The sequence below is a fragment of the Paenibacillus cellulosilyticus genome (assembly GCF_003182255.1).
GTDB lineage: Bacteria > Bacillota > Bacilli > Paenibacillales > Paenibacillaceae > Paenibacillus_T > Paenibacillus_T cellulosilyticus.
The window spans coordinates 32,629-46,531 of the sequence record NZ_QGTQ01000024.1; the positions used below are offsets into that span (position 1 = coordinate 32,629).

Sequence of the window (13,903 nt, forward strand, 5' to 3'; positions counted from 1 at the left end):
CCTAGCCTATTCGGCTTAGAACTTCATGCAAATATAGCTGAGCGTTCCCATCTCGTAGCTGCGGTGGATCACTTCCGGCTTGTTCTGCGGGTCCCCATTACCGAAAGCAATGTACAGTGGGACAAAATGCTCCGGACGCGGCACAGCCTTCCGTGCGTTCGGCGCAAGCTCCTCATAGCGGAACAACGAATCGAGATCGCGTTCGTTCATTCGATCGACCAGCCAATCGTCGAAATCGATCGCCCATTGCTCCGGCTCGCCGCCGCCCCAGCGCATCTGCTGGAAGTTGTGCACAGTCGCGCCGCTGCCGATGACCAGAATATCTTCCGCGCCGAGTCCGCGCAATGCTTCGCCGACACGATATTGATATTCATTCGTCTGAAATGGTTGAACAGAAATTTGTACAAGTGGAATATCCGCATCTGGGTACAGACGTGACAGCACGACCCATGTTCCGTGGTCGAGTCCACGTCTGTTATCATATTGAACAGGAATGCCCTGCTCGCTAAGCCGCTTCCCGACTTGTTCGGCCAGCCCGACTGAGCCTGGTGCAGGATATCTCATATCGAACAGCGGCTGTGGAAACCCGCCGAAATCATGAATCGTGGTGTAGCGGCCCTCCACTGCGGAAATCGTCAGCACTTCCGTCTCCCAGTGGGCAGTGAATAAAACAATGGCCTTTGGCTTGCCGATCACCTTACCGTAGTTAGAAAGAAATACACCGCACTCGTTATCTTCAATCGCCATCATCGGCGATCCGTGTCCTATGAATAAAGCTGGCATCATAATAGAAGCCCCCTTCTTGTCGCTGTAGTTATATATAATAAGTAACCTAATTACTTTATGTAAGTAAGTTTATCGAATATCCTACCGTAAGTCAATCCTTTCTCACATGGTATTGCCCAACTACTAACTATATTTTTTTTAGTGCACTTGCGATATAATAATTGCATTGAGGTGATAAGATGAACGAGACGGCGATATGTCCTCGTTTCGAGAAAGCGGTCGGTATGCTGAGCAAACGCTGGGTTTCGCTCATCGTATTCCAGCTGTTGAACGGTCCGAGCAGATTTTGCGCCTTGGAAGATTCCCTCCCGAACATTAGCGGCAGGCTGCTGTCAGAGCGGCTGAAGGAGCTTGAGCAGGAAGGGATCGTACGAAGAGAAGTATACCCTGAGATGCCGGTTCGTATTGAATACTCATTGACGGACAAAGGACGCGCGCTAGCGCCTATTCTTGCTGAGATTGGCACATGGTCGTCGAACTGGCTGTAACCTTACAGCCAGTTTCACGCATGCCTACAACACAAAGCCCTGCGTAGAAGACGTAATCGTCTTCCGCGCAGGGCTATTTTCGTCAGGACCGTTCTTATACAGCAGCTGCGATTGCAGCAGCTTTCTCAAGACCTTCACCGATGATCGATGCTGCTTGGTCTGGAAGTTGGTTGTGGCCTTCGATGATAACCGATTCGATATCCGTAATACCAAAGAAGCGCAGTTGGTTCGCAACGAGGTTGTAAGACATTTCTGCTGCCGCCGCTGGACCTTCGGAATAAATGCCGCCGCGTGCGTTAAGCAGAACGACTTTTTTGCCGCCCAACAGACCAACAGGACCTTCTGGCGTATATTTGAACGATTTGCCCGCTTGGCTCAGGTAGTCGATGTACGTGTGCAATGGCGCTGGCACTGTCATGTTCCAGAGCGGGAATGCCAATACGACGAGATCCGCTGCGATGAACTGATCCAGGTAACGGCCAGCGATAGCTGCGGCTTGCGCCTCTTCAGCCGTCGCGTCGATGCCGCGTGCTGTCTTGAACAGCCCCGTAATCATCGTGTTGTTCAGGTATGGAAGCTCCTCTTGGTACAGATCCAGCTCTGTTACTTGCGTGTCTGGATGTGCTTTCTTGTAGCTATCTACATATGCGTTGTACAGCTGTACGCTTACTGCTTGATCAGCTGGACGGTCATTTGCTTTAACGAAAAGTACGTTTGTCATGATGGTTCCTCCTCCAAATTGGTGTTGCTCTATTTTTGTAAGTTGCTTTTGTTTATTGCTATGAGCTTATTGTACATAGATTTGCACCTCCCACGCGTCGGTGAATGGTCTTAAGGCAATCTACTGCTTTGGGCTAAGAAAATGAAACAAGCGTCTACGACTAAAGTCGTAGACGCTTGTTGTTGGGTATGACATTACATGCGGACGTGCAGCGGTCCGAACCGCTCTCCGTCCAGCACGAGAATGAGTTCGTCGCCGTCCTTTACAGGACCGACGCCAGCAGGCGTACCGGTGAAGATTACATCGCCTTCGGCAAGGCCGAAGTGCTCGCCGATGTACGACACAAGCTTCTCCAGCGGGAAAATCATGTCCCGCGGGCTGCCTTCCTGCGCCGTCTCGCCATTGTGCAGCAGACTGAATTGCAGCGTCTCGAACGCTTCGAGGCCAGGGAATGAGCGGAATGGCGACAGCACGGCTGCGTTCTTGAACCCTTTGGCGAGAAGCCACGGATGGCGCTTCTCCTTCAGCACATTTTGCACATCACGTGCGGTCCAGTCGATTCCGATCCCCAGTCCATCTACCAGCTGCTCAACCGGAACACCTGGCTCATACGTACGGCCAATGCGCACAACAAGCTCCGTCTCATAATGGATGGAGCCTGTACCAGAAGGAAGCTTGAGCTCCCCTTCGACCGGATGCAGAGCATGCGTCGGCTTGGAGAAAATCATCGGCTCCTCCGGCACCTCATTGCCCAGCTCCTTCGCATGCAGCGCATAGTTGCGGCCGACACAGTATACATTACGGATAGATGCGAATTCATTCGCCATCGTGAACCGACTCCTTCGGATATAGATTAACGGAGCGTGCGTGCTCCTGTGTTAACTGCATTTTGACCAGTCGATGTAACTTAAGATTTGAGCTGCAGCTTGATGTCAATCAGCTCCGAGCGGCTTGCGAGCCGAATCGGCGGTCCCCAAGTGCCAAAGCCGGAGGATACGATGACGTGCATGAGGCCTTTGCGCATGTAGCCCCAATCAAGCTCGAACAGTCGGCGAGTGATAAAATGGTTCGGGAACATTTGGCCGCGATGCGTGTGTCCGCATACGAGCAGGTCGACTCCCGCTTCCGCCGCTTGCGCGAATCCGTACGGCTGATGGTCCATCGCCAAGAGCGGGAGTGACGGATCAAGCTTCGCTACGAGCTCTTTCATCGAAAGTCTGCCTTCTCTTGCTTCCGCCGTCTTGTCCTTACGACCCACAACGTGGAACAGTCCGTCCACCGTTACCGTCTCGTCACGCAGCACCTTGATGCCGATCCCCTGCATGACCTGTACATATTGTTCAATATGGCCGCCATAATATTCATGATTGCCAAGCACCGCATAGATGCCATGCTTCGCCTTCAACTGCTTGAGCGTATCTGCCATCTGATTGCGAAGGAACGGTTCAATAACATCATCCAACACGTCGCCAGCGAGCAGGATAACGTCCGGATTCATGGCGTTCATCTGTTTCACAAGCTTGCGCAGATGGCGATTACCTACCGTATTGCCCAAATGGAGGTCCGAGGCTGCCGCTACGCGAAGCGTACGTTTATTGGTTGACGGAGCTTGCTTGTCCACCGACAGCTGATGCGCACGAACGATCGGCGACCACGCGTTGTACGAGCCGCGCAGCATCAAGATCAGCAGAATGCCTACTACGATAATAGACAGCACTTGAATCGTGTTATCGCTCGTCATCCCCGACTGAACCATAATCCAGCCTGCCAAATCCGCGAATGGAAGAAGCAGAACAGCGAACTCGAAGATTGCGAGAAACACAGCGCCAATGACTTTCCATAGCCGCCCTATTGCACCAAGCGCCTTGACGAGCCTGCCCCATAAATAACCGAGAGCGACAACAGCATACAGTACCCAATAAAGAACCGACGGTACATCCGCTCCCGCATGCTCCAGTGCGAGTTCTCCATGCCAGCCGACATAGAAGTTCAGGAGCAGGAACAGACCTAACATAATAATGAGACGAATGATCAATGCAATCTCTCCTATTATTCAACCAGAATACGAATCTATTAAAAATGTACCACAGTCTACGTGAGGTATCAAAAAGGGAGAGGGGCGCTGCCCCTATTGACCCCGTTATTATTGATTTCTTAAAAAATTTCTACCACCTAAATCGACTGGACTCTACCCACCTAAATCGAACGGACTCTACCCACCTAAATCCTCCCTGCTAGGGAGGACCCCATGGGACTCCCGTCCCCTGGACCCCGGAAGGAGAAACGTGGGATGAGCACAGGCGCGGATAAGCTGATGCGGAATAGGAGTCGCGTGCCCCTTTGGGGCAAAGCTTACTTTTGGCGTACGATAGATTTGTAGGTGCATTTTGCACCTATGGCGGGCGGCTTGGCGGGGCTCGTGGTTTGTAGGTGCAGTTTTGCACCTATGGCGGGCAGTTTGACGGGGCTCGTGATTTGTAGGTGCAGTTTTGCACCTATGGCGGGCGGTTTGACGGGGTTTGTGATTTGTAGGTGCAGTTTTGCACCTATGGCGGGCGGTTTGACGGGGTTCGTGGTTTGTAGGTGCAGTTTTGCACCTACGGCGGGCGGTTTGACGGGGTTTGTGATTTGTAGGTGCATTTTTGCACCTATGGCGGGCGGCTTGGCGGGGCTCGTGGTTTGTAGGTGCAGTTTTGCACCTATGGCGGGCAGTTTGACGGGGCTCGTGATTTGTAGGTGCAGTTTTGCACCTATGGCGGGCGGTTTGACGGGGTTTGTGATTTGTAGGTGCAGTTTTGCACCTATGGCGGGCGGTTTGACGGGGCTCGTGATTTGTAGGTGCAGTTTTGCACCTATGGCGGGCGGTTTGACGGGGTTCGTGGTTTGTAGGTGCAGTTTTGCACCTATGGCGGGAACGATAGGTTATATGCATAAAACCTCCATTCCTGCATGTATGCAGAAAAATGGAGGTTCTAAGACTGCGCTATTGCGCTGTTCGTTCGGAGTTCGATTGGACGGATGCTGTGCGCTCTGTGAAGGAGCGCAGGGCGACGGTGGCGCCAGCGGCGACGAGCAAAGTGCCTGTCATGACGAACAGCCACTCGATGCCGACGAACTTGCCTAATCCCCCGCCGATAAGCGGGCCAAGCAGGGAGCCTGTCTGGTTGGCGCTCGTCGTTAGTCCGAAGGAGCGGCCACGGAACGTCTGGTCGGTGCTCCTTACGACGAGCGTGTTTACAACCGGTACGATGCCTGCAAGGAATAGCCCGAACACGAACTGTACAACCGTGAACAGCCACAGTGAGTGGACAAAATACTGCAAGCTGATGACACAGCCCGATGCGATCAAGCACACGATCAACACCCGCAAATGTCCGCGCTGCTCGCCGAGCTTACCCCACTGCGGCGAAGCGAGGATTCCAGCGATACCGACCAGCGATAGAACGAAGCCCGCTGTCGCTGCGACGTCTTGTACGCCGCCTTGCAGGTCTGCGATATGAAGGGTAAGCAGCGGCTGTACCATGTTATACGACAGCTGGAACAACAGCAAAAGCAGCAGCAAATTGAGCAGCTGGCGGTTGTGCAGTACCGACCAGTAGTCGCTGCGTGCTGTCTTCTTGGGCGTTGACGCTGCAACCTCCTTCGGCGGTGCTTTGCCTTCGCTGACGAAGAAGACAACCGCAAGCGTGGCGAGCAGAATGAAGCTGCCTGCGACGACGAACGACAGTCGCTGACCGAAAGCATTCGACAGCAAGCCGCCGATGAGTGGACCCATAATGCCGCCGCTCATGGAAGCGGCCTGCATCGTTCCGAGGCTCCAGCCCAAACGCTCCTCTGGCGCGATCGATGCGACAATCGCCATTGAAGCCGGAACGAATCCGCCGACAAGGCCGTGCAGCAGTCGGATGCCAACAAGCTCCCACGGATTGTGGACGAGCGAAATCATGGCGTAAACGACCGCGAGACTGAGTCCGGCTCGAATGATCATTTTGCGCTTACCGTACTTATCCGCCATTGCGCCCCATAAAGGGGCCATAACCGCCCCGACTAGAAAAGCCGAAGATTGGACGACGCCCGCCCACCAGTACAACGAACTATCCGAGACACCGAGCTCTGGAAGGAACAGCGGAAGCAGCGGAATAACCATCGTATAGCTGGAGCTGCAGAGCAGAACGCCTGCCCACAGAATCCACATTTGACGCTGCCAGGATGCCATTTCCCTCACTTCCAATCATTAATTTGGATACCGAACCATTGCTTTACCGTTACTATACGCCTACCACTCCTATCGTTCAAAAGCCATCCGCTAAAGCATACCGTCGCATTCCGCCGAGGATACTCGTTTACACGTCCTTAATGAACCGATATCGCCCGAAACGGGGTAAGATGGCCCCATAAGCGCATTCATGTCCTTCCTGCAAAGAAAGTCAAAGAAAAACAAAAAAGACCACCCTCCTCATGCGAGAGAGTCTGGTCCGGACGCGGGCTAACGGCGATTGAAGAAGGTATAAAAAAGTGTGCTATTCGATCATCACGCGCGCTGACGGGTGGTTAAGGTAAGGTACTTAAATGTTCTCTATTCACTCATTATGCGGCCTGTCAGGCAGTTAAGATACTTCATTGTTCGTTATGCGCTCGTTGCGCGGAGTGGCAGGCAGTTAGGATACTTAATTGTGCTCTAAATGCTCATTATGAGGACCGGCGGACAGTTAAGATACTTAAAAGTAGTCTATTCACTCATTATGAACGAATTCAATCATAGGACTCCCACACGCACCTTTAGGCATTTGCCGCATACGATGTTAGCGCCAATCAATTGGGAAAGGGTGTTTCCCCTAATGCCATGCTCTTGCAACCAACCGAAAGTTCAACAAACAGTCTACTATGACCCGCGCTCGCTTCAAATGCCTATGCCGGGTCAGGGCGGCATGATGCCCATGCCGATGCCGGGTCAAGGCGGCATGATGCCTATGCCGATGCCGGGTCAAGGCGGCATGATGCCCATGCCGATGCCAGGTCAGGGCGGCATGATGCCTATGCCGATGCCGGGTCAAGGCGGCATGATGCCTATGCCGATGCCAGGTCAAGGCGGCATGATGCCTATGCCGATGCCGGGTCAAGGCGGCATGACTCCTATGCCGATGCCAGGTCAAGGCGGCGTGGCTCCTTTGCCATTCCCGGTTCCAGGCCAAGGAGGCCCTGTGCCTTTCTCCGTACCTGGTCAAGGTGCTGTACCTGCACAGCTGTCGCAGGCGAATCTCCCGAACGTGCTCGCTCAATATCCACGGCCAGTAGGCCAGCCGCCAGCCGATATGCTGTTCCTGTTCAACACGCTGCGCCGCAATCCGCAAATGCTGCAGACCTTCATCCGTCAGCGTCCGCAGACGCTTCAGCAAGGCGTTCAATTCGCTCAAACGGGAGCAATGGGTCCTCGCGACGCTGAAGATGACGTACGTCTGCTGCCAGGCTTTTGCTACAATCGCTGGTCGCTAATCTTTACCTCCAACAACGTCTTTCTGATGTTCCCGGTTGCGAACATCCTTGGCTTCGTCATTGGCTGGTGCCACCCGCTGTCACCTTGCCTCATCCCGAACTTTACAATCCTGTTCGCGTTCTGCTAATCCGAATAGACAATAGAACAATAAAGGGACTGTTCCTAATCGAACAATCCCTTTATTGCTTTGCCAGCAACACGGATGAGTACACCGGCCATTTCGCCAATAAACTCGGCCCAAAATTCCCACTCCAGCCAATTGCGTTTCCTGCGTTCCATTTTGATTTTCGGCTCGTTCTGTTCGGACGAAGTCAGATGCGACAACCCCTCTCATCTACATAGATCTACTATATACATAGGTAGAAAATAATGTAAACCAAATTAAAGGCACGAAAGCTGCGAACGCATGTGTAAACAAGCCTTCGCACCTTACCTGAACAGCGGATTTTAGAATGAGACTTTACTATTGCCGACATAGTTCACTTTCAAATTCGTCAATGTCGTATTCATCGTCTTCACTAGAACAGCAAAAAGCCTCCTGCTCGCTGCATGGCAGCCAATGCGGAGGCTTGGTACATAAGCCTTAAGACGCGCTAATTCGGTTCGGTTCGGTTCGGTTCGGTTAGGTGCGATCTAGCTTAACTGTGGAAGCACTGACTGGTGTACGACCGATCCTCGGGCGCATCACCTCGCGGAAAACAAAAGCAGCTGCGTTGTTGTAGTTGCCGTAATAATCGGACAGGTCGTCATTGCCGAACTGAATGATTCGCGCTTTGAAAACCGGGTACACAATCTCTAGTCCGAAAAACTTGCGTGTCGCAGCAAATCGGAACAACGCATTCGTGCGGAAAGCCGTTTGGCACAGCTTCACGATCCCGCTAGGCGTGAACGCGCGTCGGAGCGGCTTCACCAGCGTCCCCTGCATCGTCCTAACTTGAACCTTCAATTGGACCGTACCGATCGCCTTCTTCGGCAAAAGCAATGCTGCAAGTGCTCTCGCCTTACGTAAGCCGCGCACGCGCAATGTGATAAGAAAATCGCCGCTGGGCAATTGCTCAAGCGGTTCCACCATAACAAGTGGGTCCTTGCCGACTGAGTACTTTATGAGGTTGAAATAGGTAAACTGTGGCGGCACCAGCTGGACCTGCGCTTTTGATCTTAAAGCAGTAACAACCATCGTACTCCCCCTTGCGATTGGTCGCTTTCCATATCTATGGAAGGGTTAATGCCCTTCATTGTATGGTGCAATGCAATCGATTGAAAGGGACACCTACCCTGCTCTTACGTTTACCCCTCGCTGGCAGGCAGTATGATTTGTTTCACTCGTCCGACTTGGCCGTCAGTCAGACGAACTTTGATACCATGGGGATGCTGAGGAGAGTTGGTTAACAGGTCTTTGACAATGCCACGTGTGGTACGGCCTGTACGTTGGTCCTGCTTCAACACGATGTCTACCTGTATACCTGGCTTGATGTTTGCTCGAATGGTTCCATTAGTGCTCATCTATATGTTCATTCCTCTCGTGCGACACTTTGTCCCGCAAATATCTTTTCATTGTACAAGCAATAACTCGCGTATTGCTACCGTGCATTATTCACTAACTCGTTCGCAAATAACATGTATGCACAATTTCGAGAAGCACAGCATAATCGGCATAACACCACAGCCTTCCGCTAGCTGCACTGCAGCAACAGCGGAAGCTGCGGTCGTGAAAGGATGATGTACTGGAAGATGTGTGATATAAAAGAAGAGGCTTTCGCGAATCGTCTCATCAAGCATCAAATGATAATCGTCCAACCTGTCCACGAGTCTCGGACGATACGAATCGGGACGTTTGCTTCGGAATCCATCTTCGCGACAGGAGAGCGCGATCGGCGGAGATACAATTACACAGGCGAATTATTCCCAGAAGTACGGCCGATATTACCCTTATTGATCCACACCATGGGGTGGATGGCAATGACCTTATTACGATTAAGCCGAAGCTCAGTACGCATTCAGCAAACGTTCAGCTTTAGGCCTGATAATACTAATTATAATAATAACAAGTAAATTGATAGACAAGAACGCTATCGCATTTTCCATATACGATTGTATTCGCATACCAAGGAGGAACCAATATGAAACCAATTCCCGGCATCCGCATTCTGCTGGTCGATGATGAACCACATATTCTTCAATTTCTCGAGCTTGGCCTTGTGAACGAAGGCTTCGAAATTCGCACCGCGCCAGACGGCATGACTGCGATTACGCTCGCCCAGCAATTCAATCCTCATATTGTCATTCTCGACGTCATGATGCCGGGTATGGACGGATTTGAGGTGTGCCGCATGCTCAAGAAGAGCGGCAGCGAGGTCGCCGTCATTATGCTGACTGCAAAGGATGAGGTGGACGATCGCGTGAAAGGTCTGACGATTGGCGCGGACGACTATCTCGTGAAGCCTTTCAGCTTCGATGAGCTGCTCGCACGCATTCGTGCACGGCTTCGCAACCAATTCCCGATGATGTTCGGCGAGGTAGCGATTGGACCGTTCAAAATCGACGATCGACGCAAGGAGATCATCTACAACGGGCAAGTACTGGAGCTGTCTCCAACGGAATATGAGCTGCTGAAATATATGGTAACCAACCATGGCATCGTGCTAAGCAAAGCGACGATTCTGGACAAGGTATGGGGCTATGATTTTGGCGGCGAGGAAAATATCGTCGAGGTATACGTCCGCTCCCTGCGAGACAAGCTCGGTGACAAAGAGCATCAACTGATCCGAACGCTGCGCGGCGCTGGCTATCGGATTGATCTATCATGAGTGCGCTGGGCGGGCTTCATAAGCTGAAGCATCGCTTAACGACGAAGTCGCTCCGATCGCAGCTGCTGGCCCGATCATTGATCATCCTAGCCGCGCTGTTCATCCTGATTGGCGGCTTGCAATATGTCATTATGCGTGATTTTCTATACCGCAATCAGGCCGAGGCGATGATGTCCGAGCTTCGCAACATGCCACGAGATCTGTTCGGTGGCGGTTGGACGGGTGATTTACCGAGCAAAGCCCGCAAGGGTGACATGAACAATGCGGACAAATCAGCACAAGAGGGTGCTTCTGGTTCTGGTTCTGACTCTGGTTCTGGTTCTGATTCTGACTCTGAGGCTGAACCGCAAATGCCAAGCAATGCACCGAACTACGATGGGAACACTAGCCGTCCTAACAATCCTGTGTTCTATATGCTCGACAAGTCGATGGCGATCATCGATACGGACGGTACTTACACGGATGTTACAGCAAGTCGAGGTATCGCCTCTCCCCGCCTGTCCGATACGCAGTATGACGATGTACGCGAGCAGATGGTTCATGAACGAAAGGTACAGTATCGAGTTGCTACCTCAGAGGATGGTACGGAGCAGCTTCTCGTATTCACGAACACGAACCCGGGATCCGATGCCATTCTGCAATTGGGGCAAAAGACCGCTCCGCTCAAGGACGTGCTGATCCGTCAGGTGTCGATTTTCGCTGGCCTGTCGATTCTCGCACTTATCGGTGGCGTCTTGTTCTTCCTTCCCGTACTGCGGCGAACGCTGCGGCCGCTCAATCGGATGGTTGAGACAGTAGCCCGCACGGATGCCGGCAGCCTGAATGAACGATTCCCTGCTAATCAAGGTCAGCTTGAAATCGACCGGCTTGCCGAGTCGTTCAACGACATGCTGGAGCGGTTGGAGCATTCCTTCGAAGCGGAGCGAGAAGCGAAAGAACAAATGCGGCGCTTCATCGCCGATGCATCACATGAGCTGAGGACGCCGCTCACCTCCATTCACGGCTTCATCGAGGTGCTGCTGCGTGGTGCAGCAGATCGACGCGAGCAGTTGTACCCGGCGCTGAACAGTATGCACGGCGAATCGACGCGAATAAAAAAACTCGTGGAAGATCTACTCACGCTTGCCAAGCTAGACCGCGCGCCACAGCTTCAAATGACAGAGGTGCGGCTGGATCGGCTGATGGAAGAGATGGAGCCTCATCTGCATATGCTTGCAGGCGAACGTGAAGTCCGCTTCAGCTTAGAGTCCCCCATTCTTGTGAAATGCGATGCGGACAAAATCAAGCAGGTGGTGCTGAACCTGTTCCACAACGCTGTTCAGCATACCGATGCAGCCAATGGTGTCATCGAAGTTACGATTCAAGCGAAGAACGGAAACGCGATTGGCTCCGTTCGAGATAACGGCGCAGGCATTGCAGAAGAGCATGTCGTGCATGTGTTCGATCGCTTCTATCGCAGCGACACGTCACGTACACGCAAGCACGGAGGCGCCGGTCTCGGCCTTGCGATCTCGCAGTCGCTCATCGAAGCGCACGAGGGTACGATTTCCGTTAAGAGTAAGCTAGGCGCAGGATCGACTTTTACGTTTACACTACCGCTCCTAGACAAGAAAAGTTAAATAACAAGAAAGGGACTGACTTCGCGTCAGTCCCTTTCTTTGTGTACTGGCTGCAGCCACCGGAACCATCGACCATGCCCATCGGTCTGAGCAAGCGTCAATCGGTGCTCCTTCCCATCGACATAGTAGTCGAGATGAAGACTCCTGTCCGACATATTGTTGTAGAGATGGTATACATCCCGCTCCTTGCCCAGCCTCTGAATATGGGCTTCCAGCTCGGCTTTGTCCTGCTGGCTGAATTGATTCGCAGCATGGATGTGGAATATACAGAGAGCCGAATTCTGGCTAATGCTTGTGGCGAGTTCCGGCAGCAGCGCTACGCCATTGCCCTCAATGAACGTTGGTGGCTGCCGTTTGCTATATGCCGCTGCTTGCTCGAAACGTTTGATTCGATCCGTGTTTTCCGGCCAAATGAGCGCTCTCAGCCATTGATAATCGTCTGCTTCACTCAAGTTGTTTACATGCAAATCGATACCGATACGGGTTGTGACCGGTGGACTATGCTCCAGCAAGAAAGGAGCGTTATCTCCTCGAACTTCAGCCGTGATCACTAAATCTGACTGCTTATTTCCGTATATGTGATTGTCATCGTAGCAGTAGCCATATTGGTCCCACAATAGCTGTAATCCGGCACTTGTGCCGATCTCAATTAGCGCCAGCGGCTTACGTGCAATAGCGTAAATCACGCAAAAGCTTGGATACAAATAGGCACTGCGTCTGACTTCATTCGTCTGAACCAATCGACTGGTCAGAATGGCTATAATCTCCTGCTCGTACTGCTTACAGAAGGTTGCAAATTCATAAATCGCACGTGTAGGGTCCAGTGCATTCTCGGCGGCAATGCTCGGATAATAGTCCGCTAATGGATGGTCAATTCCGCTTAACAGCAAGTAGTGGACCGCGCCCAGCAGCATATTGGGTACGGGCTGCCCAGGTCTAACATGCGCCGCTAGTTGTAATAGCTCCGGATTGTCCGCAATGCCCACTGCAAGGTACCCGTATAATTCGCTTGAGCCACGGCATTCTCTAGCGGCGAATAGCCGAAACTGCTTCGCTAATAACTCCAAGTGCTCACCCCAAATCCGATCAGTTGCTTCAAGCATAGTACGAACTGACCATAAATAAAAACTTAACGTTTTTATTAGTGTGATTACTAATTTTTATGTTATAGCCGTCTCAGGGCTTGATTACCGCGATAAAATGGTCGACAATATTGATGCAGCACTTGAAGGTTTTACTTGAAGGTATGGAGCGATAACATAAATGAGTGATCATTACACCCCGATACAGATTGCGCAGCAGCTGATGATCAGCACAACAACACTGCGGAGATATGAGGAGCAAGGACTAATTCCGGATGTGCCGAGGTCGGCGAGCAATCATAGAAATTATACGGCTGTACATATGCAAGCTTTTGCCACGATAAACGCACTTCTGCGAGCTTACGAAATTCCGGTGGCGTACGAGGTTATGCGAAAGGTGAATAACGAAGAGCTGTCGGATGCGCTGTGGCTGGTGAACCAGCGGCAATATAAGATGCAGGAGGAGAAGCTGCGCGTTGAGGAGATGCTGCGCATGCTCCGTGACGCACACTGGGCAGCATTCGAAGGGATATCGGCAGACGATGCGATGACAATTGGAGAAGTGGCGCGAATTGCACAGGTCAATGCGTCGGCCATTCGGCATTGGGAGCAAGAGGGGCTTATTGCATCGAAACGCAACGAGGATAATGGTTACCGCATCTTCACACTGACCGAGCTGCGCAAAATCCTTCTCATCAGCAGCCTGCGGAAGACGGTGTATGACATCGACAATATGAAGCAGCTGCTTCAAGAGCTGGATACCCGGCATTATGAGCAGGTGGAGCAATCCGTTCAGCTCGCCTTGCAGAAGCTGAACGGTCAATTAAGCTATCAGTTCGCGGCCATCGCGGAACTGATGAAGTATGTGGACTTGCGCAGCAAGACCGCCGCGGCGGAATAGCCGCA

General features: G+C 52.2%; 13 protein-coding genes. 5 read left to right on the top strand and 8 right to left on the bottom strand.

What is annotated here, in order from left to right; genetic code table 11:
* Positions 1 to 15: 15 nt before the first annotated feature.
* Positions 16 to 786 (bottom strand): dioxygenase family protein, encoded by a 771-nt coding sequence (locus DFQ01_RS22725; protein WP_110046216.1) that lies wholly within the window; start codon positions 784 to 786, stop codon positions 16 to 18.
* Between the two features lie 179 nt (positions 787 to 965).
* On the opposite strand from DFQ01_RS22725, the gene catR reads away from it, so the two are divergent.
* Entirely contained in the window at positions 966 to 1,274 is a 309-nt protein-coding gene (gene catR / locus DFQ01_RS22730) for a catDE operon transcriptional regulator CatR (protein ID WP_110046217.1), read from the top strand.
* A 94-nt stretch (positions 1,275 to 1,368) separates the two neighbouring features.
* Here catR and DFQ01_RS22735 read toward each other — a convergent pair whose 3' ends face one another.
* From DFQ01_RS22735 to DFQ01_RS22755, 4 genes are all read right to left on the bottom strand, one after another.
* Positions 1,369 to 1,995, bottom strand: coding sequence for an FMN-dependent NADH-azoreductase (locus DFQ01_RS22735; RefSeq protein WP_110046218.1), 627 nt, complete (start codon positions 1,993 to 1,995; stop codon positions 1,369 to 1,371).
* Positions 1,996 to 2,189: 194 nt separating this feature from the next.
* Complete coding sequence (locus DFQ01_RS22740; RefSeq protein WP_110046219.1) at positions 2,190 to 2,822, bottom strand: fumarylacetoacetate hydrolase family protein; 633 nt, start codon at positions 2,820 to 2,822, stop codon at positions 2,190 to 2,192.
* An 80-nt stretch (positions 2,823 to 2,902) separates the two neighbouring features.
* Complete coding sequence (locus tag DFQ01_RS22745) at positions 2,903 to 4,030, bottom strand: metallophosphoesterase (RefSeq protein ID WP_174812858.1); 1,128 nt, start codon at positions 4,028 to 4,030, stop codon at positions 2,903 to 2,905.
* Positions 4,031 to 4,978: 948 nt separating this feature from the next.
* Positions 4,979 to 6,211 carry an MFS transporter gene (locus DFQ01_RS22755; RefSeq protein ID WP_110046221.1) on the bottom strand — a complete coding sequence of 411 codons (1,233 nt, stop codon included), beginning with the start codon at positions 6,209 to 6,211 and terminating at the stop codon, positions 4,979 to 4,981.
* A gap of 622 nt (positions 6,212 to 6,833) precedes the next feature.
* Between DFQ01_RS22755 and DFQ01_RS30885 the strand changes: the two genes are divergently transcribed.
* Positions 6,834 to 7,616, top strand: a complete 783-nt coding sequence (locus DFQ01_RS30885) for a hypothetical protein (protein ID WP_146216915.1) — start codon at positions 6,834 to 6,836, stop codon at positions 7,614 to 7,616.
* 495 nt (positions 7,617 to 8,111) lie between these two features.
* On the opposite strand, the gene DFQ01_RS22765 is transcribed toward DFQ01_RS30885, so the two are convergent.
* The gene (locus DFQ01_RS22765; RefSeq protein ID WP_110046222.1) at positions 8,112 to 8,666 is read right to left on the bottom strand and encodes a hypothetical protein; all 555 of its coding nucleotides are present in this window, start codon (positions 8,664 to 8,666) and stop codon (positions 8,112 to 8,114) included.
* Positions 8,667 to 8,776: 110 nt separating this feature from the next.
* Positions 8,777 to 8,992, bottom strand: coding sequence for a YwbE family protein (locus DFQ01_RS22770; RefSeq protein WP_110046223.1), 216 nt, complete (start codon positions 8,990 to 8,992; stop codon positions 8,777 to 8,779).
* Positions 8,993 to 9,609: 617 nt separating this feature from the next.
* Between DFQ01_RS22770 and DFQ01_RS22780 the strand changes: the two genes are divergently transcribed.
* Both DFQ01_RS22780 and DFQ01_RS22785 read left to right on the top strand, forming a co-directional pair.
* A complete protein-coding gene (locus tag DFQ01_RS22780; RefSeq protein ID WP_110046225.1) occupies positions 9,610 to 10,296 on the top strand; it encodes a response regulator transcription factor in 687 nt (228 codons plus the stop codon).
* Positions 10,293 to 11,915, top strand: coding sequence for a sensor histidine kinase (locus DFQ01_RS22785; RefSeq protein WP_110046226.1), 1,623 nt, complete (start codon positions 10,293 to 10,295; stop codon positions 11,913 to 11,915). The genes DFQ01_RS22780 and DFQ01_RS22785 overlap by 4 nt, the downstream gene beginning before the upstream one ends.
* Before the next feature lie 26 nt (positions 11,916 to 11,941).
* Here the strand turns inward: DFQ01_RS22785 and DFQ01_RS22790 are convergent, their stop codons facing one another.
* A complete protein-coding gene (locus DFQ01_RS22790; protein WP_245946834.1) occupies positions 11,942 to 12,982 on the bottom strand; it encodes a DUF2332 domain-containing protein in 1,041 nt (346 codons plus the stop codon).
* 196 nt (positions 12,983 to 13,178) lie between these two features.
* Between DFQ01_RS22790 and DFQ01_RS22795 the strand changes: the two genes are divergently transcribed.
* Positions 13,179 to 13,898, top strand: a complete 720-nt coding sequence (locus tag DFQ01_RS22795; protein WP_110046228.1) for a MerR family transcriptional regulator — start codon at positions 13,179 to 13,181, stop codon at positions 13,896 to 13,898.
* Positions 13,899 to 13,903 lie beyond the last annotated feature (5 nt).

Coding starts and splice junctions, on each gene's coding strand:
- DFQ01_RS22725 (WP_110046216.1), bottom strand. CDS start 786: ATGATGCCAGCTTTATTCATAGGACACGGATCGCCGATGATGGCGATT.
- catR (WP_110046217.1), top strand. CDS start 966: ATGAACGAGACGGCGATATGTCCTCGTTTCGAGAAAGCGGTCGGTATG.
- DFQ01_RS22735 (WP_110046218.1), bottom strand. CDS start 1,995: ATGACAAACGTACTTTTCGTTAAAGCAAATGACCGTCCAGCTGATCAA.
- DFQ01_RS22740 (WP_110046219.1), bottom strand. CDS start 2,822: ATGGCGAATGAATTCGCATCTATCCGTAATGTATACTGTGTCGGCCGC.
- DFQ01_RS22755 (WP_110046221.1), bottom strand. CDS start 6,211: ATGGCATCCTGGCAGCGTCAAATGTGGATTCTGTGGGCAGGCGTTCTG.
- DFQ01_RS30885 (WP_146216915.1), top strand. CDS start 6,834: ATGCCATGCTCTTGCAACCAACCGAAAGTTCAACAAACAGTCTACTAT.
- DFQ01_RS22765 (WP_110046222.1), bottom strand. CDS start 8,666: ATGGTTGTTACTGCTTTAAGATCAAAAGCGCAGGTCCAGCTGGTGCCG.
- DFQ01_RS22770 (WP_110046223.1), bottom strand. CDS start 8,992: ATGAGCACTAATGGAACCATTCGAGCAAACATCAAGCCAGGTATACAG.
- DFQ01_RS22780 (WP_110046225.1), top strand. CDS start 9,610: ATGAAACCAATTCCCGGCATCCGCATTCTGCTGGTCGATGATGAACCA.
- DFQ01_RS22785 (WP_110046226.1), top strand. CDS start 10,293: ATGAGTGCGCTGGGCGGGCTTCATAAGCTGAAGCATCGCTTAACGACG.
- DFQ01_RS22795 (WP_110046228.1), top strand. CDS start 13,179: ATGAGTGATCATTACACCCCGATACAGATTGCGCAGCAGCTGATGATC.